16 protein-coding genes are annotated in these 21,106 nt (G+C 66.3%); all 16 read right to left on the bottom strand.

Features of this window, described 5'->3' with window-relative positions; genetic code table 11:
* Positions 1-2: 2 nt before the first annotated feature.
* Positions 3-2,402: a glycoside hydrolase family 3 protein gene (locus Q0071_RS18990; RefSeq protein ID WP_298173382.1), complete on the bottom strand. Its 2,400-nt coding sequence runs from the start codon at positions 2,400-2,402 to the stop codon at positions 3-5.
* 78 nt (positions 2,403-2,480) lie between these two features.
* On the bottom strand, positions 2,481-3,695 hold the full coding sequence (locus tag Q0071_RS18985; RefSeq protein ID WP_298173378.1) for an MFS transporter: 1,215 nt from the start codon (positions 3,693-3,695) through the stop codon (positions 2,481-2,483).
* A complete protein-coding gene (locus Q0071_RS18980) occupies positions 3,688-4,752 on the bottom strand; it encodes a LacI family DNA-binding transcriptional regulator (protein ID WP_298173376.1) in 1,065 nt (354 codons plus the stop codon). The genes Q0071_RS18985 and Q0071_RS18980 overlap by 8 nt, the downstream gene beginning before the upstream one ends.
* A gap of 3 nt (positions 4,753-4,755) precedes the next feature.
* Positions 4,756-5,688 (bottom strand): glycoside hydrolase family 16 protein, encoded by a 933-nt coding sequence (locus Q0071_RS18975; RefSeq protein ID WP_298173399.1) that lies wholly within the window; start codon positions 5,686-5,688, stop codon positions 4,756-4,758.
* The gene (locus tag Q0071_RS18970) at positions 5,688-7,190 is read right to left on the bottom strand and encodes a tryptophan halogenase family protein (RefSeq protein WP_298173374.1); all 1,503 of its coding nucleotides are present in this window, start codon (positions 7,188-7,190) and stop codon (positions 5,688-5,690) included. Before Q0071_RS18970 ends, Q0071_RS18975 begins: the two co-directional genes overlap by 1 nt.
* Positions 7,187-8,218, bottom strand: coding sequence for a cupin-like domain-containing protein (locus Q0071_RS18965; RefSeq protein WP_298173372.1), 1,032 nt, complete (start codon positions 8,216-8,218; stop codon positions 7,187-7,189). The genes Q0071_RS18970 and Q0071_RS18965 overlap by 4 nt, the downstream gene beginning before the upstream one ends.
* Entirely contained in the window at positions 8,211-8,930 is a 720-nt protein-coding gene (locus Q0071_RS18960; protein ID WP_298173369.1) for a SapC family protein, read from the bottom strand. The genes Q0071_RS18965 and Q0071_RS18960 overlap by 8 nt, the downstream gene beginning before the upstream one ends.
* Complete coding sequence (locus Q0071_RS18955) at positions 8,927-10,456, bottom strand: tryptophan halogenase family protein (protein ID WP_298173367.1); 1,530 nt, start codon at positions 10,454-10,456, stop codon at positions 8,927-8,929. The genes Q0071_RS18960 and Q0071_RS18955 overlap by 4 nt, the downstream gene beginning before the upstream one ends.
* Positions 10,457-10,568: 112 nt before the next feature.
* A complete protein-coding gene (locus Q0071_RS18950) occupies positions 10,569-13,556 on the bottom strand; it encodes a TonB-dependent receptor (protein WP_298173364.1) in 2,988 nt (995 codons plus the stop codon).
* Positions 13,557-13,787: 231 nt separating this feature from the next.
* The gene (locus Q0071_RS18945) at positions 13,788-14,723 is read right to left on the bottom strand and encodes an alpha/beta fold hydrolase (protein ID WP_298173361.1); all 936 of its coding nucleotides are present in this window, start codon (positions 14,721-14,723) and stop codon (positions 13,788-13,790) included.
* Positions 14,723-15,679 (bottom strand): NAD(P)H-binding protein, encoded by a 957-nt coding sequence (locus tag Q0071_RS18940; RefSeq protein ID WP_298173358.1) that lies wholly within the window; start codon positions 15,677-15,679, stop codon positions 14,723-14,725. The genes Q0071_RS18945 and Q0071_RS18940 overlap by 1 nt, the downstream gene beginning before the upstream one ends.
* Positions 15,676-16,536 carry a MaoC family dehydratase N-terminal domain-containing protein gene (locus tag Q0071_RS18935; protein ID WP_298173355.1) on the bottom strand — a complete coding sequence of 287 codons (861 nt, stop codon included), beginning with the start codon at positions 16,534-16,536 and terminating at the stop codon, positions 15,676-15,678. Before Q0071_RS18935 ends, Q0071_RS18940 begins: the two co-directional genes overlap by 4 nt.
* Positions 16,536-18,137 (bottom strand): acyl-CoA dehydrogenase family protein, encoded by a 1,602-nt coding sequence (locus tag Q0071_RS18930; RefSeq protein WP_298173396.1) that lies wholly within the window; start codon positions 18,135-18,137, stop codon positions 16,536-16,538. The genes Q0071_RS18935 and Q0071_RS18930 overlap by 1 nt, the downstream gene beginning before the upstream one ends.
* A 124-nt stretch (positions 18,138-18,261) precedes the next feature.
* A complete protein-coding gene (locus Q0071_RS18925) occupies positions 18,262-19,494 on the bottom strand; it encodes an acetyl-CoA C-acetyltransferase (RefSeq protein ID WP_298173353.1) in 1,233 nt (410 codons plus the stop codon).
* Positions 19,491-20,699 carry a CoA transferase gene (locus Q0071_RS18920; RefSeq protein WP_298173350.1) on the bottom strand — a complete coding sequence of 403 codons (1,209 nt, stop codon included), beginning with the start codon at positions 20,697-20,699 and terminating at the stop codon, positions 19,491-19,493. Before Q0071_RS18920 ends, Q0071_RS18925 begins: the two co-directional genes overlap by 4 nt.
* A 134-nt stretch (positions 20,700-20,833) precedes the next feature.
* A partial coding sequence (locus Q0071_RS18915; protein ID WP_298173347.1) for an Lrp/AsnC ligand binding domain-containing protein occupies positions 20,834-21,106 on the bottom strand: 273 nt, incomplete at its 5' end.

Below are 21,106 nucleotides of genomic sequence, written 5' to 3'. Positions count from 1 at the left end.
GCTTACTTGCCGGGGCAGGAGATCGTTTGGCCGACGCCTTCGATGCTGGCACCGCGCAAGGTGAGGACGAGGCCCTTCTCGCCCGCGATGCGCAGCGGGGTGCCGACCGCCTTGAAGTTCGCACCCGCATCCTTGAAGCAGCGCAGCGGGATGCGGACCGTCAGCGGCCCGGCAGGCGGCGTGATCTTGAGTGTGGCGCCGGCCATGGTCACTGCAATGGGACCGGAGGCGGCATCGAGGCGCCCTTCGAGCTTGAGCGCAAACTCCTCGTCGAGCTGGCGCATGAGATCGACCGGCGGGCCATCGATGCCGATGGCACCGGCCTCGCTCCAGCTGAATGCCTGCGCGTCTTCCTGCGCGCCTAGATCGACTGCGCGCGCGGCGATGCCGGGATCGAGGCTGAGGTGCCACGGCGAGGGGACCTTGCCGAGTGCGAAGTAGACGCCCTCGCTGGCCGAGGCGACGAGATCGACGTGCGGATCTTCATTGACCGGGCCGAGGACGGCCTTGCTGGCATAGCCGAGGCCATAGCCTGCGGGGAAGAGCGGGGCCTTGACCGGCGATACTGCGTCGGCGGGCCAGGGGAAAGAGAGCTTGCCGGTGAAGCCACGCGCCGGCTTGCCGTCCTTGCGCGCGACGAGCACGTCAGCCACGCCCTGTCCCTGCGTGCCCGGAAGCCACGCGGCGACGAAGGCGTCCGAAGCGTTGAGTTCGGGCCCGGTGAACAAAGGTCGGCCCGAGAGGAAGACCGAGACGACCTTGATCCCTTGCGCCTTCAGCTTGGCCAGCATGTCCTTTTCGCCCGCCTGCGCGCGGAAGGCGATGTTGGGCATGTCGCCCTGGAACTCGGCGTACGGCTGCTCGCCATAGACGACGACGGCAACATCGGGACGAGCGGCGAAACTGCCGTCGGCCGAGATGGCAGCGCTGCCCCCCGCATCCTTGACTGCAGTAGCGATGGCGCGGCCGATGGTCTGGCCCTTGGGGAAATCGGCGGCGGTGGTGTCGGTGCCCTGCCAGGTGATCGTCCAGCCGCCGGCCTGCATGGCCATGGAGTCCGCGCCCGGGCCAGTGATCAGCACCTTGGCGCCGGGGCGCAGCGGAAGGACGCCGCCATTGTTCTTGAGGAGGACGAGCGACTTGGCCGCCGCTTCGCGCGCGACGGCGAGGTGCGCATCGCTGCCGACCACAGACGGATTGCCGCGATCAACGGGCTTCGCGCCGAGCAGGCCCAGCTTTGCCTTAACGCGCAGGATGCGCGCGACGGCATCGTTGATGCGCGCCATGGGGATCGTGCCGTCCTTCGCCTCGCGCACGGTAGCCTCGAACAGGCCCTTCCAGCTGTTGGGCGCCATCGCGAGATCGAGCCCGGCGGTGAAGGTTTGCGCGCAATCGGTGACGGTGCAGCCGGGGATCTGTCCATGGCCGTTCCAATCGCCGACGACGAGGCCCTTAAAGCCCATGCGGCCCTTGAGCACATCGGTCAGCAGGCTTTGGTTGCCGTGGTTCTTGGTGCCGTTCCAGCTGGAAAAGCTGGCCATGACGGTGAGCGCACCGGCATCGATCGCGGGGGGATAGCCCTGCGCGTGGCGGGCGACGAGTTCGCGTTCGGAAATCAGCGCATCGCCCTGATCCTTGCCGCCATCGGTGCCGCCATCGGCAAGATAGTGCTTGGCGGTGGCGGCGACGCGGTTCGCGGCGATGGGCTTGCCGGCGACGAGCGGGCCTTGCAGACCAACGGTCATCGCCTTGGCATAGCTTGCGACCAGCGCGGGATCGGCGCCGTAGCCTTCATAGCTGCGACCCCAGCGCAGATCCTGCGGGACGGCGAGTGTGGGGGCGAAGGTCCAGTCGATGCCGCTGGCGGCGACTTCGATGGCAGTCACTTCGCCGATGCGCTGGATCAGCGCGGGATCGTGCGCGGCGCCAAGGCCGATGTTGTGCGGGAAGATCGTGGCGCCGGGAAGGTTGGAATGGCCGTGGACGGCATCGATGCCGAACAACATCGGAATGCCCGCGCCGGACTTCGCGGAGGCCGCGCGGAAGGCGTGGACAAGCTTTTCCCATTTGGCCGCATCGGCGCGCTCATCGCCATAGGGGCCGGAATTGCCGCCCGCGAGGATCGAGCCGAGCGGGTACTTCGCAAGGTCTTCAGGGGTGATCGCGCTGATGTCCGCCTGAATCATCTGCCCGACCTTTTCCTCGAGCGTCATCGCCGCGATCATGCGGGCAATGCGGCGCTCGGTGGCGGGGCTGGTGATTGCGGCCGGGCTGTTCGCGGCGGGCCAGAGCGCGGGATGCGCGGTGCTGGAGGTTTCACCGGGTGCCGGCGCATTCGGTGCTGCGAGGGCACTTCCCGACGCCAGCAACATGGCTGCCAAAAGCGCGCGCCGAACCATCATTCTCACCCTTCCCGTTTTTCTGTGAACGTTCTCATCGGGGTTCGTCGCATGAGAAAGCATCAAAATCAAGCGGGCCTGTCAGATTTCGCGAACCGTTCCGGATGAAAGGCCCCGGAGCAGCAGCGCGGCCAGCAAGGCAAGTGCGGCAAACAGAAGAAAGAGCCCGGAAAAACCGAACCACGGCACCAGTGCGAGCGTGAACCAGGGCATGACCAGCGAGGGCATGGTGTTGGTGAGATTGAACAGGCCGAGATCGCGTCCACGCCGGTTGCTGTCTGGCAAAGTGCGCAATGTCTGGGCGGAATGGAGTGCGAGGAAGATCGAGGTTGAGAATCCGAACACGGCGTAGCTGACAATCCCTGCTGAGACGCTCTGCGCCAGCGCCATGCCTACAAGGCCGAGCGGCGCGACAAGGGTGCACACGACAAGCGGCAGAAACGGCTGCTGGCGCTGATCGGCCCAGCGGCCCGCCAGGAGCGCTGCCGGGGCCGAGAGCACGAGGACCATGCTGAACACGCGGGCGGTGAGGTGATCCTCAACCGTCGGATCGATCGAGCGCAGCCAGAGGTAGAGGAACGAGAACAGCGCGGCTTCGGCCACCTGCACGAGGAGGCGCGCGGCCCACATGCGCAGGGCCGCACTCCTGCGGAAGCGCTGTGCGGAGGGTGCGGGCGGCGGGCCGTCCGCTGGCGCGGCCCTGGTCACGGTGCGGCCGCCCAGAAGGAGCGCGGGCAGCACTGCCGCCGCCACGACCGCCGCGACGACGGTGAGGCGGCCGTCCGCCGAGGCGAGGCCGGGAATGGTCACCAGCGCTCCGGTCAGCGCACCGAGCCCGGGCGCGAAGGCAAGGAGGCCGCCCAGCAAGCCCTTCTGGCCATCGGGCACACAGTCTGCGCCCCAGGCCGCAAGCGGGGCGAGCATCATGTTGAGCCCGAGCTGCCAGAGGACCACGATGATCACGATGGCGCGAAGGCTGTGCGCCGATGGGACGATGAGCAGCAGCACGCAGGAGAGCGCCAGCCCCAGCCCGGACCAGAGGCGGCGCGAGCCGGTGATGTCGCTCAACCAGCCGAACAGGATATGGCCGACACTGGCTGAAATGGCGCCGCAGAAGGCGATGGCGGAAAGCCAGACGATGGCCTGTTCGCCCGGCACGAGGGCCGCGACACGCACCGGCAGCAGGATCGTGAGGAACGGAACATAGGCAATCGAGCCGCCAGCCCAGGCCAGAGCATAGAGCACAAGGAACCAGAGGGACCGGCGCGGCTGGCCCTCGCCCGGCGTGTCAGGCACGCACGGTTTGCCGGGCGCTGGCGACCGAGCCGCGCTCGACCAGACTGGCCGGGATCACCGTGAGCGCATCGGGCAGAACATCGCCCTTCTGCGCGGCGATGATGAGTTCAACCGCCTTGGAGGCGGTCGCCGCGATGGGCTGGTCGATCGCGGTGAGCTGGGGCTGGGTGAACTGCATCATCGGCGTGTTATCGAAGCTGATGATCGAGAGGTCGCGGGGCACGGCGAGCCCGGACCGGCGCGCCACTTCGAGCGTGGCAAGCGCCATCTGGTCGCTGCTGGCGATGATCGCGGTCGGCGGTTCGGGCAGCGCGAGCAAGGCCTGCGCCGCGCTCTCACCCGAGGCATATGTGAAATCGCCCGCCTGCAGCAGGCCATCGGTGGGGAGGCCGGCCTCGGTCATGGCCGCTTTCCAGCCATCGACGCGCCAGCCGCTGAGGTTGTATTCGGCTGCGCCCGCGATGAAGCCGATGCGGCGGTGGCCATGATCCACCAGATGGCGCGTGGCTGTGGCGGCGGCGCCTTCATCGTCCATCAGGATCGGCATGCCGGCATCGCGCGCCTTGGAGCCGATCCGCGCGAAGGGGATCTTCTGCTCATCGAGGCAGCGTACGATCTGCGGGTTGTCCGAATGCGGCGGGGTAAGGATGATGCCATCGGGCTGGAGCGCGGCGATGGCGGCGAGCAGTTCGCGCGTCACATGGTCAGAATGCGTATCGACCAGTTCGACGATCATCCGGTAGCCGTGTTCGGCGCACTTGAGCATGCCGCCCAGAAGCATCTGGTCGACCCAGTCGGTGCCCTGCCGCGCGCGCCAATCGGCAATCGTGCGATCGCGGTCGTTGAGCGCGAGGATCAGGTAGGAGCGCGATCCGCTCATCCGCTGCGCCGCAATTGAGGGTACGTAGCCGAGGCGATTGATCGCCTCGAGCACGCGCTCCTTGAGTTCGGGACGGACGTTGGGCTCGTTGTTGATGACGCGGCTGACGGTCTGGAGCGAAACCCCGACATCTGCCGCAACGTGCCTGATCGTGACCGCCTGACGACGCCGCGCCATGCGTTACTGGTCCCTTTGCTGTGCTGCTGGCGTGATGCCCGCGGCCTGCGGAGGCCTTTGCCAGACGCGCACCCAATCGATCAAGAAGCGCTTGGGAAAATTGCTGTTGGACACGCCCTTGATCCCACGCGATTCCGCAAGGCCGCCGCCGAACGCCAGATTGAGAATGAGGTGGAAGGGCTGATCGAAGGGCGCGCCGCGGTTGGGCGAGCCGGAAGTGAACCATTCGTTGCGCTGGCGGACGGCGTAAGTGTCGCCATCGATCTGCCACGTGATCCGGTCCGGCTCCCACGCGATGGCATAAGTGTGGAAGCCTTCGAGCACGGCGGGTTTGTGGACTTCGTCACCCTTGTGGGTGTTGCCGGGCCAGGGCTTGCCGAAGTGCAGCGTGCCGAGGATCGTGTCCTCCTTGCCGCCATCGCAGGCCTTGCAGGGCACGCCGAGGTTCACCGCCTCGAGAATGTCGATCTCGCCCGAGGCGGCCCATGGGCCGTAAGTATTGGCTTCCGGCAGCATCCAGATTGCGGGCCAGGTACCCTGTCCCTGCGGCAGGCTCGCGCGCACTTCGATGCGGCCATAACGCCACGCGGCCTTGCCGCGCGTGGTGAGGCGGGCGGAGGTGTAGTCGCGTGTGACGAGGTTGCCGGGCTTCGCCGGATTGGCGCGTTGGCTGGCAGGAAGGGCCGGGCCGCTGACGCGTTCGTGCAGCGCGGTGATGACAAGCGCCCCGTCCACGATGCGAGCGTTGTCCTTGTGATCGGTGTAGCACTGGCGCTCGTTGTTGCCGCCGCCCCAGCAATCGACGTCAAAGCTCCACTTTGAGGTGTCGATGGCAGGGCCAGTAAACTCGTCCGACCAGACAAGCTGCCAATCGTCTGCCGCGGCATTGGCCGGCAGTGGCACCGCCATGGCCGCGAGCGCGAGCAGGCGCCGCATCACGCCGCGCGCGCTTCCTGCGCGCCGCAATATTGCGCCACATAGGCGTGGTGATCAGGGAGCCCCGCGACCGTCTTCGCCACGCTTTCGCGCAGGCCGCCCAGCAGGTGCGCCAGTTCCGCGTCCGAAAGCTTGGTCGCGACCGGGTGGTAGCTCTGCGGCATGATGCCCTGGCCCATCATCACCTGCACCCAGCTGTTCTCGACGAAAAGTTCCTCGTTCTTGCGGAAGACGCGCCCGGTTTCCCGGAACAGCTCGATCTTGTGGGTGAGGCTGTCGGGGATCTCCATCGCCGCGCACTGGCGCCAGAATGGGCTGTCGCGCCGGTCGGTCGCCTTGTAGTGGAGGATCAGGAAATCGCGGATCTGCTCCATGTCGGTCATCTGCTGATCGTTGAATTCCGCCACGTCGCGCGGGCTGATCGTGCCCGCCGGAAGCATGCGAACGATGCGCAGGATGGCGCGCTGGATGAGGTGGATGCTGGTCGATTCCAGCGGTTCCATGAACCCGCCCGAGAGGCCGACCGCCACGCAATTGCGGTGCCACTGCTTGCGCCGCGCGCCGGTGGTGAAGCGGATCACGTTGGGCTGGGTCAGCCGCTCCCCCTCGACGGTGGAGAACAGGCGGTCCATCGCCGCATCCTTCGAGAGGTAGCGGCTGCAATAGACAATGCCGTTGCCCTGCCGGTGCTGCAGCGGAATGCGCCACTGCCAGCCGGCATCATGCGCGATTGCGCGGGTATAGGGCACGGGCGGGCGTACGCTGGCCGTCTGCACCGCAATGGCGGAATCGCAAGGAAGCCAGTGAGTCCAATCGTCGTACCCCACGTGCAGCGCGCCTTCCATGAGCAGCGCGCGAAAGCCGGTGCAATCGAGGAAGAGATCGCCTTCGAGCCGCTGGCCGGATTCGAGGCGCAGCGCGGCGATATCACCAGTTTCTGGATGGAGTTCGACTTCGGCGATCTTGCCTTCGACGCGTCGGCATCCGTCGGCCTCGGCCAGCTTGCGCAGGAACATGGCGTAGAGGCCGGAATCGAGTTGATAGGCGTAGTTGATCCGGTTGTCGGGCAGGTGCGCGAACTTGGACTTCATCGCAGCCTGAAGCTCGATGCAATAGTCGTCGTAGCTCGCTTCGTGGCCCTTCGTGAGGCCGTGCATCCAGAAGTGCTGAAAGCCGGCGCTCCAGTGATCGCGGCCGGTTACGCCGAAGGAGTGGAAATAGCTTTCGCCCGGCACGCGCCAGTTCTCGAAATTGATGCCGAGCTTGAAGGTGGCCTGCGTGGCGCGCATGAAATCGGCCTCGCCAATGCCAAGCAGGCGGTTGTAAGCAACAAGCGGCGGGATCGTGCTTTCGCCCACGCCGATGGTGCCGATTGCCTCGGATTCTATCAGCGTGAGTTCGATCGCATCGCCGAGGGTACGCGCGAGCGCGGCGGCGGCCATCCAGCCGGCAGTGCCGCCACCGGCCACGACGATACGGCGCTTGGGGCTCGTTTGAGTCATTTGCTGAGGGTCCTTAGCAGAAATGCGCGGAGGCGGCCGGCGGCGGCAGGATCCAGCGGATCCAGAATGCCGCGACCGCCTGCGGGGATATGGTCGGTGACGTCAGGGCCGTTTTCGAACACGTAGTACTCGAAAAGCGCGCGCCAGATTGCCTTGTCCTCGGCGGGCAGATCGCGGATCGAGAGGATCGCGTGGTTGAGCGCATCCTGCGGCTGGCCGAGCCAGCGCGGGGTATCGCGCCACCAGTAGTTCATCAGGATGTTGAAGGGGGCGAGCCCTTCGACATGGTGCCACCACATCGAGGGAATGAAGAGCGCGTCGCCCGGTTCGAGCACGGCGACTTGCGCATGGGCGAGGGCCTCCCCGAAGCGGGGGTGGAGGGCGAGGTCCGGCACGTGGAAATCCACCATCGAAACCGCGCGTCCTGCCGGCGTGTTGTCGATGGGGCCGAGGTGCAGATTGGCGAACTGCTCGGGCGGGAACAGCGTGAAGCGGCGGCGACCGGCGGCGCAGCAGGCGAGGTTGTCGGGAAAATCGTTGTGTGCCGCGATCCGCGTGGGCGTGCCGATCCACAGGCTGACGATGGGCTCGCGCTGGCCGAGATCGATGGCGTTCTCGGCGGCGACGGTGGTGAAGTGCGTCGGCACATCGATCGATCCGAGATAGATTGCCGGGGCATCGGCGCGGCCCTCGTTGGCGTCCATCCCGGCGAACACATCGGCGAGCTTGCCGCGCGCTTCGCGGAAATTCATTTCCATGTCCGCGCCGTAGAACAGGCGGCCGTCCTTGCCGGGTTCGCCCAGCGAGACCGTGAAGGGGACGGGGCGGGCGCGTTCGAGGAGATAGGTGCGCGCAGCCTTGGCGGAGGCGAGCCCCGCTTGCACCAGCGGCCAGTGGCTGACGAGGCCGCGGATCACGAAAGGCGTCCGTGCGCCTTGCAGCAGGGCATCGAGCGCAGCGGCATCGCCAGCCACACGCTCTTCCACCGCGGGCATCGCGGCGAAGATCGAGACGTCTGCTTCAGCCAAGCGCGATCCGGCGGTTCTTCCGCGCGACGAGGTTGCCGAACTGCGCAAGGCTGGCGAGCACCATGTAGATGCGCGCCAGATGGCCGTGGGCCATCAGGGCCTGCAAGGCTTCGCCATCGAGCCCGGCAAGGCGTTCTTCGTGGATCGTCTGGAAGCCGACGAGCGACTGGACCGCACCGTTATCCAGCGTGACTTCGAGGGTGAAGGGCTCGACCAGCTGGTAGGCTTCGAGCGCGGCGAAGAAGTCGTCGCCCTCGTGCCAGCCGTAGTCGAGATCGCCGAGCATGGTGGCCACGGATTCGAGCCAGGGCGTCGGCGCACCGGTATCGTCGAACACGCGCACGCCTTCGCCGCTGGCCGAGATGCGGGGGTTTGCCATGTCGACGTGGACTTGAGGGGCCGCGCCTTCTTCAGGCGGGCGGCCGATCAGGAAGGGCTGCACGGCGTGGGCCATGGGCCGGTAGCGCGCGTCCCACGTGCTGCCTTCGAGGTAGAGGTTCTCACCCGCCTCGAAACCGAACAGGGCGAGTGCGGCGAGCTTTCCGGTTTCGGCATCGCGGCGGAAGACGATGGGATAATGCGCCTGAACCTCGCGGAATTCGGCGGGCATGGCGAGGGAGGCCATGACGTTGTCGCCGTATTCCGCCCCCGCTTCGGTGTGGATGCGAAGCTGGCCGTGATCGGCGGGATTGAGGATCTGGTGCTGGCTCATGCGGGTATCCTGGCAGCCGCAGACCCTGCGGCGAGAAGGTCGAGGTAGTCGCGCGTGGTGGGCAGCGCAGCGGCAAGCGCGCGCGCCTTGGCGGCGATTTCTGCAAGCCGCGCCGGGGCGGCGGGCGTGGTGCTCGCAAGCGGGACGGGAACGCCCATGCCGTGCAGCACATATTGCTGGCTGGCGGCGGGGAACATCTCGTCGATGCGGGGGAAATCCCATGCCGAGGGCGCCTGTTCGCGCCAGAGTGCGAGGCATTCGGCAAGGCGCGGCGGGATGGTTTCAGGCGCGCGCTGGGCCTGCCAGTAGGGCTCCGTGCGCTGGCTCGGCACATAGTGAAGCTTCAGGAATTCGACTACGCGGTCCCAGCGGTAGCGGAACAGCTCGTTGAAGCGCGATGCGTGGATGTCCATGCTGGCGCGGCTTTGCGGGAAATTGTCCGCGAGCGCCTTCAGCGAAAGCTCGATGAGCACGATGGCCGAGGCTTCGAGCGGCTCGATGAAACCGGCGGAGAGGCCGACGGCAAGGCAATTACCGATCCAGAACCGGTCGCGGTGGCCGGTCCTGAAGGCTAGCTTGCGGGGGGTGAGGCTGGCGGGATCGGAACCGGGGACCTTGGCCGCGATATATGCCCTGAGGATTTCCGCCGCGCGGTCGTCGCTGATGAAGCGCGAGGCATAGACGCAGCCGATGCCTCGCCGGGTGGGCAGGCCGATATCCCAGATCCAGCCCGCTTCGTGCGCCGTGCCGATGGTCTGCGCAGCGATGGGGCTACCGGGTTCGACCGGGACCTGCACCGCGAGCGCGCGGTCATTGAACGAGACGTCCGAGCGGTCGACCCATTCGGCGCCGCATTCACCGGCGATGAGGATGGCGGCCTGGCCCGAGCAATCAAGAAACAAGTCGCCCTCAAGCGTGGCACCGCCCTGGAGCAAGAGCGCCGCAATATCGCCATTTGCTGCACGGCTGACGCCAGTGACCTGCGCAGCAATCCGCGTGACGCCGAGCCGCTGGGTGGCGTGCCGCATCAGCAGTGCGGCGAACTTGCCGGCATCGAGGTGATAGCCGTAGTTCAGAGCGCCGGCATAATCGGGCATGGCGCGCTGGCGGGGCGCGAGGTTTGCTGCGCAGACCGCATGCTGCGGGGTAATAGCTGCAGCAAATGAGCCTTGCTGGCCACAGGTCTGCCAGGCAGCGGCAAGATCGCGCATGTCCGCTGCGGGCGGGGCGGTGAAGGGATGGAGGTAGCTGTCATCAGCCCAGCCGTCGCGCCAGCCATCGAAGCGCGAGCCCTGCTTGAAGGCCGCGTTGCAGGCGACGAGAAATTCCGCCTCGGGAATGCCGATCGTTGCCAGCGTCTCGCGCATCGTTGGCCAGGTGCCCTCGCCGACGCCGATGGTCGGGATATCCGGCGCTTCGACAAGCGTGATGCGCTTGCCCCGCAGCCGCGCACCGAGCACGCATGCGGAAAGCCATCCGGCGGTGCCGCCGCCGACGATCACGATATGCTCGACCGGGGTGCTCATCTCAAGGCAACCTTAGCGCAGTTTTGAGCGTGTTACCAAAGCGAAGAGCCGCACCGCTTTGGGGGCAGTGCGGCTCTCGTCAATGCAGGACCTTCGTTCAGGCGTGAACCGGTCAGAAGGTGAAGCGTGCCCCCGCTGCCCAGCGCGCATAACCGGGAGCCGCGAAGAACACGGTCTGGTCGTTGCGCATGTGGCCCTTGCGGTCGGCGTTGGTGATGTTGATCCCTTCGCCGAAGACGGTGACGCCCTTCTTGATCTCGTAGCTCGCGCTCACGTCCCACTGGCCATAGGCGTTGGTGTAGTAGGGATCGAAGCCGTAGCCCGAAAGGAACCCGGCGCGCCAGTTGTAGGCAACGCGGGCCTGGAGGCCCTTCTTGTCGTAGTAGAGCACCGCGTTCGCGCTGTTGCTGATGCCGGTGACCGCGAACTGCGGCACGGTGTAACGCTGTGTGTTGTCGAACTTGGTATCGCTCTGCACCACGGTGTAGTTCACGATGGCACCGAACCCGGTATCCCAGAAGCTGTGCTGGACCGCGAATTCCCAGCCCCAGATGCGGGCCTTCTGATCGCTGTTGGTCGGCTGCGTGGTGATGAAATTCACCAGCGGATCATCCGCCAGCGACTTCACACCAGTCACGTTGCCTTCGCCATCGCGGCCGTTGACGGTCTGCGGATACTTGTTGCCGATGTAGTTCATGATCTGCTGTGCGGTGGCATCGGCCCCCAGAGCAGCGCGTGCTTCCTGCGCACGGGCGCCGGCTGCTGCGTTGGTCAGGCCGAACGCGGGCTGATTGACCTGCGTCTGGCTGATGTAGTTCTTCACCACCTTGTGGAAGAAGCCCACCGAGATGTAGCTCGTCGGCCCGTAGTACCACTCACCCGAGATATCCACGCCCTTCGACTTGTAGGGCAGGAGGTTCGGGTTGCCGCTCGAGGCTGTGCTGCCGCCGATGCGGATCGGCGAGGCAAGCGAGGTGCCGCCCTGCATGCTGGCATAGTCGGGACGGGTGATCGTGTGGCTGTACGACGCACGGAACTTGAAGTTCTTGAACGGCTGCATGTCGAAGTCGATCGCAGGCAGCCAGTTCTCGTACTTGCCCTTGAGCGTGACGAACGAACTCTCCGCACCATAGACAATCGCGGTCTCATTGCCGCCGCTCCAGACCGTTCCGGTCGGGACAGGCACAAGTGCGCTCGAGTCCACCTTTGTCTTTTCGTAGCGCAGTCCAAGCCGCAGGTGCGAAGGCGCATCGCCCAGATCGAACGAGTGGGTCGTCTGGATATAGGGCGCGACGGTGCGTTCGCGGATCGAACGGTCGGTATCGAACTTGGCAAGGCAGGTGCCGGCAGTCTGAGCGTTGCCGCAGATGCCCAGCTTGTCGTTGAGCAGATTGATGAGGCCCGGGGTATTAACATCAAAGTAGCTCGGGATGATGCCGTTGCCGGTGACGTTCATACCCTTGAGATCCGCGGGCAGATCCCGGATCGTATAGAGATCGTCCGGCGTATCGGCCTTCGAAAGCGTGCCGCCCCAGGTATCGTTCTGAATCACGCCAAAGGCCGAGCGCACCTTGTTTTCGGTGTAGGTGACGCCGAAATCGAGGCTGTCGATGAACGAGGCATCGAAATCGTAGCCGCCGCGCAAGGCCAGTTCGTTGATCTCGTCACGCATGTAGGCGGTGCGGAAAGCGTTGCCGGCGGGGCGGATGTTGGCGGCGTTGATCTCTGCGCCCGGATACATCTCGACCGAAATGACCGGCATGTCAGAGGTGAAATCGACCTTCTGGCTCTTCACGCCAAAGATCGCGCTGCCGACTGCGATGCCGGTGCCGTAGGGCGAGGTGGGCTTGCTCTCGGCGGTCGAGTGATGGCCGTCGAGTTCGAGACGCAGGCCGCCCGGGCCGTCCCACTTGAGGTTGCCGCCGATCGACTTGTTGCGCGAGCGGTTAGCCGCGACCGCGCCGGTGATGGCGAGATCCTTGCCGGGGCCGAAGTTTTCGGCGTAGAAATTCGGGCCTGCGGCGGGGCCGTCGGTCCAGCTGCTGCTGGTCTGATCATGGTTGAACCACACGCCGATGCTGTTGGTGCGCGCATCGATGGTGTTCTGCGAGAAGGTGTAGTCAACCGTCGCGACCAGTGTGTCGGTCGGCTTGACCTGGACCACAGCCTGCCCGTTGATGCGCTGGCGGCGGAAGGTGGTGAAATCGTAACCGGCGTTCTGCGTCACCTGATAGACGGTGTTCGGGCCCGGACGGTTCTCGGTGCGGGCATAGTTGCCGCGCCAGTCGTTGGCATCGACCGGGAGCGAGCCCCAGTTGTTTTCATTGCCGAGATAGCCTTCGCGCCAGCCGGCGTTGAACTGCGCCTGGCTCGCGCGGCGATCCTGATAGGAGCCGCTGATCGAGATGCCGATGCGGTTGTCGGCGAAGGTATCGCTGATGACGCCCGAAACTTCCGGCTTCACCTTCTGACCTTCGAACACCGAAGTATCGTAAAGCGCCTTGGCGCCGATGCTGCCGTGCAGGCCGGGGCGATCGAGCGGGCGCGGGGTCTTGATGTTGATCACCGAGCCGATGCCGCCGGTGGCGAGGCTGGCGCGGCCCGACTTGTAGACTTCGACGCCGGCGATGCCTTCGGAGGCGAGGTTGGCGAAATCGAAGCTGCGCGAGGCCGGTGCGCCGCTTGAGCCACCAAGGCTGGAAGCAGGCATCTGGCGGCCGTTGAGCAGGACGAGGTTGTAATCGGGGCCGAAGCCGCGAACCGTGACGAACTGGCCTTCACCGTTGGAGCGGTCGATCGAGACGCCGGTGATGCGCTGCAGCGATTCCGCAAGGTTGGTATCGGGGAACTTGCCGATATCTTCCGCCGAGATCGCATCGATCACGCCGATGCCCGAACGCTTGATGTTCAGCGAGCTCTTGAGCGAGGCGCGGATGCCGGTGACGACGATCGTCGCGGCCGGTTCATCGCTGGCAGCGGCCTGCGGCGCGGCGGCGGGCGCCGCTTCCTGCGCTACGGCTTGCTGCGCGGTGAGAGCGAGTGCTGCTGCCGACGCCCCGAGCATGAGGTGGGCATAGGCAGGCTTGCGCGATGCTTTCATTGCGATTCTTCCCCCTGAATTCCGGCGCTTTGTCCGGTTGAGTCCTGTAGATGCAAGGCTGTTGTGAACGTTCACCTAACTGGGAACGTTCACTTCGTCAAGCCGGAACCGGGCGTTTTGCGCACAGGCGATTGCAGTTTACGCCTTAGTCGTTGCCTGTTGCTCGAATGCAACGAGCCAGCCAGACCGGGGCCTTTCCGGTTGGGAAAGGTATCATGCCGCGCGGCCGAGCTATTGCCCGAGGAAGCGTTCGAGCGGCGCAAGCGCGGCGGCGGGGGCTTCTTCGAAGGGGACGTGACCCATGCCCGGCAGGCGGACAAACCGCGCATTGGGCAAAAGGCGCAAGTAATCCTGCGCATTTTGCACGGGGATCATGTGGTCCTGCTCACCCCAGAGCAGCAGGGTGGGAGCAGCGATACTGCGCAGGCGCGCCGCAGGATCGGTGATCACGGTTTGGCGGGTGCGGTCGAGAATCGCGCGGCGGACACCCGGAGCCAGGAGCATGTCGCGGTATCGTTCGAGCACCGCATCGGACAGCGCATCTGGGCGCGCCCACGCCGGTGCAAGATTGGCGCGGATCAGCGAGCGCGGACCCACCCATGGCATCAGGTTCATCACGAAGGGTACTTCGGGCGCCTTGCCATATTCGAAGCCGGGGCTGGCAAAACCATCGGGGGAGATCAACACGAGCTTTGCGACGCGCTGCGGATAGCGGGCAGCAAACTCCCAGGCGAAGCGGCCGCCGAGCGAATTGCCGATGAGGGTGGCCCGGGGCAGGCCGAGTTGGTCCATCAGTCCCGCAAGGATGGCAAGGGTGCGCGCATCGGAATAGTCGCCAGTGGGATCAGGACCGGTCAGGCCGAAGCCGGGGAGATCAAGCCGGATCACACGGTACTTGGCGGACAGCGCCTTGGCCCAGGGCTCCCAGGTATCGAGGCTGGAGCCGAAGCCGTGGAGCAGGATCAGCGCGGGCGCATCGCGCGGGCCGGTATCGCGCAGGCGCAGCCGCAGGCCAAGGACAGTGCGGTATTCGCCGGGGTAGGCGGTTTCCAGCACGGCGCGCGGCTTGTCCGGCGCATAGAGCCACAGCGCAAGGGCGGCGATGGCCAAGAGCAAGAGCGCGGCGGCCCAGCGCAGGATGCGGCCCAGTTTAGGAACTTTGGCCATCAGAACACCGCATGCTCGCCGCGATCATCGGGCGCGGCTTCGCCTGAGAGGATGGCGCGGTAGTGATCGAAAAGCGTGTCGGAGCCTGTCTCGGGCGTCAGCGCGGCGCTGTAAGTGCCGGTTGCAGGGTCGAGGACGAGCATGGATTCGGTCGCGTAATAGTGGCCGATGCGGGCGAGCTCTGCCTTGGTGGCGAGCGGGGGGATCAGGCGCGCGGCAAGGCCCAACGCTCCGGCGATGCCGCCGAGGAATCCGGGCGGGACCGAGCGGTATTTCGGCGGAAGGCCAGTCAGTGCAAACAGTGCCTCGCCCTGCTCGCGCGGGGTGATCGCGGGGCCGGGACCGCCGATGGGGAGCACCTTGTTCCAGCGGTCCGGCTCGATGAGGCAGCCGGCGATATAGGCGCCGAGATCGCGGTTGCTGATGGGCTTGCAGGCGGTGAGCGTGCCGTCCCCGAAGAGGAGGAAGGGCTTGCCGCTTCGCACGCGCTCGATCTGCCCGGAGAGTGATTTGAAGAAGGCCGTTGGACGCACGATCGAATAGCGCATCCCCGAGGCGATGAGCTGCGCCTCAAACGCGAGCTTGGCCTGCTGGAAGGCGCGAAGCGGCTTTTGCACGCAGATGGCCGAGAGCAGCACGAAATGCCGCGCGCCGCAGCGCTCCGCCAAGGCGAGCGCGTGGCTGTGGGCCTTGTGGTCGATCGCCCAGGCATCGCGCGGGACGCCGGTGCGCGATGCCATGCACGAGACGACGGCGTCGAAATGCTCACCGGCAAAACCGTCATGCATCAGACTGACCGGATCGGCGGGATCGGCGCAGCGCAAGGTGACGCCGGGGAGCGGCGCGCCGGGCTCACGGCGGACCATGGCGACGACATCATGCCCCGCATCGACGAGCGCCTGCGCCGTCGCCCTGCCGATCGTGCCGGTGGCGCCGAGCAGGGCAACGCGGCTCATGCGGCGGGCGCTGCCTTGGCGGCCATGACCTGCCGGCCATCGGCGGCGTGGGCGGCCATGATGAGCGCGCCGTCCTCATGCTTCAGCGCAAGGTGCAAGGGTTCGTTGGCCACAGCGGGGGAGACGGCTCGGAAACTGAACTTCGCGAGCGCCGTTTCCGATTCCAGTGTGCGGCGGGCGAGATCGAGCAGAAGCGTGGCGATCAGCGGACCGTGGACGACAAGGCCGCGATAGCCTTCGATGCCGGTCGCGTAGGGGTGGTCGTAGTGGATGCGGTGCGTGTTGAAGGTGAGCGCGGAGTAGCGGAACAGCAGCGCGGGGGTGGGGAGTACCTCGCGCGTGGCATCCCATCCTGATGGATCGAAACGGCCTTCGCCGGGCGGTGGCGGAGCAGGTGGGCTGCCGGGGGGCGGGGCATCGCGGTAGACCAGCGTCTGCGTTTCGCGAATGACCAGTGCTTCCCCGGCGAAAGTTTCGTGTGCGAGTTCGGCGAAGACGAGGGGGCCGGTTCCGCCCTGCTTATCGGTGAGCGAAAGCACGCGGGTGCGGCGTTCGATGGTGGCACCTGCGGGAATCGGCGCGAGGAATTCCGCCGCGCCTGCCGCCCACATGCGGCGTTCGAGGGGGAGCGGGGGGAGGAGGCTGGCGGGGCTCTCATCGCGCTTGGGGTGGCCGTCTGGCCCGAGAGCAGCCGTGGGCGCGTCTGGTGTGCAGAGGCACCAGTGAAGGCCTTGGGGTGCGGTCTGGTCTGAAGGTTCGGCGCGGTCGAGCGCGGCGCACCAGCGGGTGAGAAGGCTGGGCGTCAGCCAATCGCGGCGCACTTCCTCGCGGCCGATCCATGCGGTGTAATCGCCCATTAGCCCACCCTTTCTGAGCCACGCCCCGCCATGAGGCCGCGCGCGATGACTTGCGCCTGGATTTCCGCAGCGCCTTCGAAAATCGAAAGGATGCGCGCATCGCATAGTACGCGGCTGATCTCGTATTCCAGCGCATAGCCATTGCCGCCATGGATCTGCAGGCTTGCATCGGCGGCGGTCCAGGCGGCGCGGGCGGCGTGGAGCTTGGCCATGCCGGCCTCGATATCGCAGCGGCGGCCGGCATCTTTGGCGCGCGCGGCGGCGTAGGAGAGTTCGCGCGCGGTGATGTATTCGGCGAGCATGACGGCGAGCTTGTCGGCCACGCGAGGGAAATGGATCAGCGCTTGCCCGAACTGCTTGCGCTGGAGTGCGTAGGTAAGGCCGAGTTCCAGCGCGCGGCGGGCGGTGCCGACGGCGCGCGCGGCGGTCTGGATGCGGGCACCCTCGAAGGTCTGCATTAGCTGCTTGAAGCCGGCGCCCTCCTTGCCGCCGAGGAGCGCATCGGCAGGCGCGCGCATGCCGTCGAACTGCATGGTGTATTCGCGCATGCCGCGGTAGCCGAGGACTTCGATTTCGCTGCCGGTCATTCCCTCGGCTGGGAAGGGATTGTCCTCGGTGCCCCGAGGCTTCGGGACAAGGAGCATCGAAAGGCCTGCATAGCCCGGCGTATCGGGCTGGGTCCGCACGAGGAGCGTCATCAGGTCGGAGCGGGCGGCGTGGGTGATCCACGTCTTGGCGCCGTGAATCACCCAGTCGCCGGTTTCGTCCTGCTTCGCGCGGGTGGTCAGCGCGCCGAGATCGGAGCCGACGTCGGGTTCAGTGAAAACGGCGACGGGGAGGGTTTCACCCGCGGCGATGCGGGGGAGCCATTCCGACTTTTGCGCTTCGGTGCCGCCAAGCATGATCAGCTCACCCGCGATTTCGGAGCGCGTGCCAAGCGAACCTGCACCAATCCAGCCGCGCGACAATTCCTCGCTGACGAGGCACATGACGAGCTTGCCGAGGCCGAGGCCGCCGTAGCTTTCAGGGATGCACACGCCGAAAGTGCCGAGATCGGCCATCGCGCGGACGGTCTCGTCCGGGATCAGCGCGTTTGCGAGGTGCCACTTGTGCGCGTGGGGGATGATTTCGGCATCGGTGAAGCGGCGGAACTGCGCGCGGATTTCATCGAGCTCGGCATCGTGCAGCGTTTCGCTGGGCCACTGCCCCTCCGCCAGCGCGGCGGCGAGGGCGGCGCGGGTTTCGGCGAGGTCGGCATCGAGCAGGGGCGCGGCGGCTTCGGCAAGGGTGCGAGCCTCGGCGGTGAGGCCAAGGTCGGCCGGGCGCAGCATTTCGGCGGGGCCCATAAGGAGTGCGCCGGTGAGCTGACCAAGCGTTTCGGCAAAGGCGAGCTCGGCTACCAGAGCATCGAGCGGGTTCGCTCCGCCGCCGGTTTCGGCCCAAGCCGCGACGGCTTCCATCGCGGCGACGCTGGTGGCGATCCACGCGAAGCCATGCACGGCGCGCTGTTCCGCGTCTACCGTCCGATTGGCGAGGCGTCGGGCGAGCGCGACGCGGGCGGCTTCGCGGTAGGCTATGGTCGCTTGGAGGAGTGGACGCAGGGCCACGGACATAGGGATTACTCAATCAAACAGACCGTTCGTGTCGAGCGAAGTCGAGACACCATGCGCGGTGTGTGGTGTCTCGACTTCGCTCGACACGAACGGGAGGGGGGAAGTACCAATGTCAGCCCGCGCGTTCGAACACGGCGGCAATGCCCTGACCGCCGCCAATGCACATGGTTTCAAGGCCGAAGCGTCCATTGCGGCGGACCAGTTCGCGCGTCAGGTTCGCAAGGATGCGCCCTCCGGTCGCGCCGATGGGATGGCCGAGCGATATGCCCGAACCGTTGACATTGAGCACCTCATGGCGGCTGTCGTCCTCGCTCCAGCCCCAGCCCTTGAGCACGGCGAGGACCTGCGGGGCGAAGGCTTCGTTGAGTTCGACAAGGTCGATATCGTTCCAGCCGAGGCCGGTGCGCGCGAAGAGGCGCTCGACCGCCGGGACAGGGCCGATGCCCATGCGTGCGGGATCGCAGCCGGCGGCGGCCCACGAATGGAACCACGCGATGGGTTCGAGGCCGAGTTCCTCGAGCTTGTGTTCAGCGACGACGAGGCAGGCGGCAGCAGCATCATTCTGCTGGCTGGCATTTCCGGCGGTGACGACCGCGCCGGGGATGGCCTTGGCTTCGAGCGCCTTCAAGGCGCCAAGGCTCTCCATCGTGGCGTCGGCGCGGTAGCCTTCATCGTGCGCGAAGATTTTTGGATCGCCCTTGCGCTGGGGGATTTCGACGGGGACGAGTTCATCGTCGAACAGCCCGTTTGCCCATGCTGCGGCGGCGCGCTGGTGGCTGCGCACGGCATAGGCATCGCAGGCTTCGCGGCTGATATTGTAGTCGCGCGCGAGGTTCTCGGCGGTCTCGATCATGCCCGAGATGACGCCGAAGCGCTCGATGGGCTGCGACATGAGGCGGCCGCGGGTAAGCCGGTCGTGGAGCATGAGCCCGCCCGCGCGGGTGCCGCGCCGCCCCTCGGTCGTGTAGTATTCGACATTCGACATGGATTCTACGCCGCCCGCGACGACAACGTCGGACTGGCCGGTCTGCACCATCATCGCCGCGTTGATGACGGCCTGCAGGCCCGAGCCGCAGCGGCGGTCAAGCTGGTAGCCTGGGACTTCGAGCGGCAGCCCGGCGGCGAGCCATGACCAGTGGCCGATGGCAGGCGCCTCGGCATTGCCGTAGCCTTGCGAGAACACGACATCGTCGACGCGCGCGGGATCGATCTTCGTGCGCTCCATCAGCGCCTTGAGGATCACCGCGCCGAGCTGGCCGGCATTCATGTCGGCAAGGCTGCCGCCGAACTTGCCGACGGCGGTGCGGATGGGGGCGACAATGGCGGCGCGAATAAGCTTGGTCATGCGGAGGTTCCTGCGATGCCGGCTTCGAGCAGCCGGTCTATGGCCTGGGGATCGAGAGAAAGGTGGTGGGCGAGAACGTCGCGCGTGTCAGCTCCCAGCACGGGGGCGGGGGCGGGCGTGAGGCGTTCGAGGCCGGGCATGGTGGCGAAGGCACCAGCGGCGGGGTAGGCAAAGCCGCTTGGGTTGTCCGCCGTGTGCGCGAACATCGGGTTTTCGCCGACAAGACGGGGATCCTGCACGGCTTCGGGCATGGTCTTGTAGGGGCCGTGGGTGACGCCGTTGGCGTCGAGCTTTTCGGATAGCGCAGCGTGGGACAGCGGGGCGATGGCTGCTTCGATCAGCGCATAGATCGCATCGCGGTGCCTGTAGCGCACGCCGTCGTCGCCGGTGAAGGAAACGCCGTGGCGGGCTTCCAGTTCGGCCAGCGGGGCGGCGAGATCGAGCCCGCGGACAAGGCCCTGCCATTGGCGTTCGTTGATCGCCACGATCATCACGCGCACGCCGTCCGCCGTCATGAAGTCGCGGCCGATCGTGCCGTAAACGCCATTGCCAAGCCGCTCGCGGTCTTCGCCCGATTGCAGCACTTCAGCCACGCGGCCGAGATTGGCGGCGGAGCCTATGGCGATATCGGTGAGAGGGAGGCGCACTTCGCCGCCAAGCCCTGTCTCGTCGCGGCGGCGCAGCGCAGAGACGAGCGCGAAGGCCCCGTATGCTCCGGTTAGGAGGTCCCAGGCGGGGAGGACGTGGTTGACCGGTGCGGGGTCATTCAGCGGGCCGGTGAGCGCGGGATAGCCGACTGCGGCGTTGGCGGTGTAATCGAGCGCGATGGCGCCATCAGGCCAGCCCATGACGCGCACGGTGATGAGGTCCGGGCGGCCTGCGGCCAGCTTTTCGTGCGCAAGGAAGCCGCCGACGGGGAGGTTGGTGACGAGGGTACCAACGCTCTGGATCAGCCGGGTGAGCACCTCGCGCCCCTCGCGGCTCGTGAGATCGAGTGCGACACTCCTCTTGGCGCGGTTGAGGTTTTCCCATGAGAGCGAGTGGCCCTCCGGCGTGAGCGGCCAGCGCTTGAAATCCTGGCCGCCGCCGATCTGGTCTACGCGGATCACTTCTGCGCCGAACTGGGCGAGATAGAGCCCGATGGTCGGTGAGGCGACGAAGGAGGACACCTCGATCACCGTGATACCAGAGAGCAGATTGTACATGGGGTCGCGGGCTTTCAGGACGTTTCTTGTGGTTGGTCCAACCGTGTAATCAATCGAGCGGTTAAGCCAAGAGGCTAGGCGGGGTGCTGTCGTTTTCGAGGGGATTCGCTCGACACAAACGGCGTGGGGCCGCTTTAGTCCGGCACCGGCAGCGCCGTGCGGTTCACAATCGGGCGCAGCGCGAAGCTTGTGGTCACCTGCGCCACCCCGGCGATCCGCGTCAGACGCTTCCTCAGGAAATCCTCGAAGGCGGCGAGCGAGGGGACGAGGACGCGCAGTTGGTAGTCCGCCTCGCCGGTCATCAGGTAGCAGTCCATCACTTCGGGAAATTCGGCGACAGCGCTTTCGAAGGTCGCGAGGTGGTGGTCGTCCTGCTGGTCGAGCCGGATGCGCACGAAGGCGTTGAC

It is taken from the genome of Novosphingobium sp. (genome assembly GCF_027486195.1).
Lineage (GTDB): Bacteria > Pseudomonadota > Alphaproteobacteria > Sphingomonadales > Sphingomonadaceae > Novosphingobium.
The sequence above is the reverse complement of the archived record's forward strand: the minus strand, read 5'-3'. Positions and strand labels throughout refer to the sequence as shown.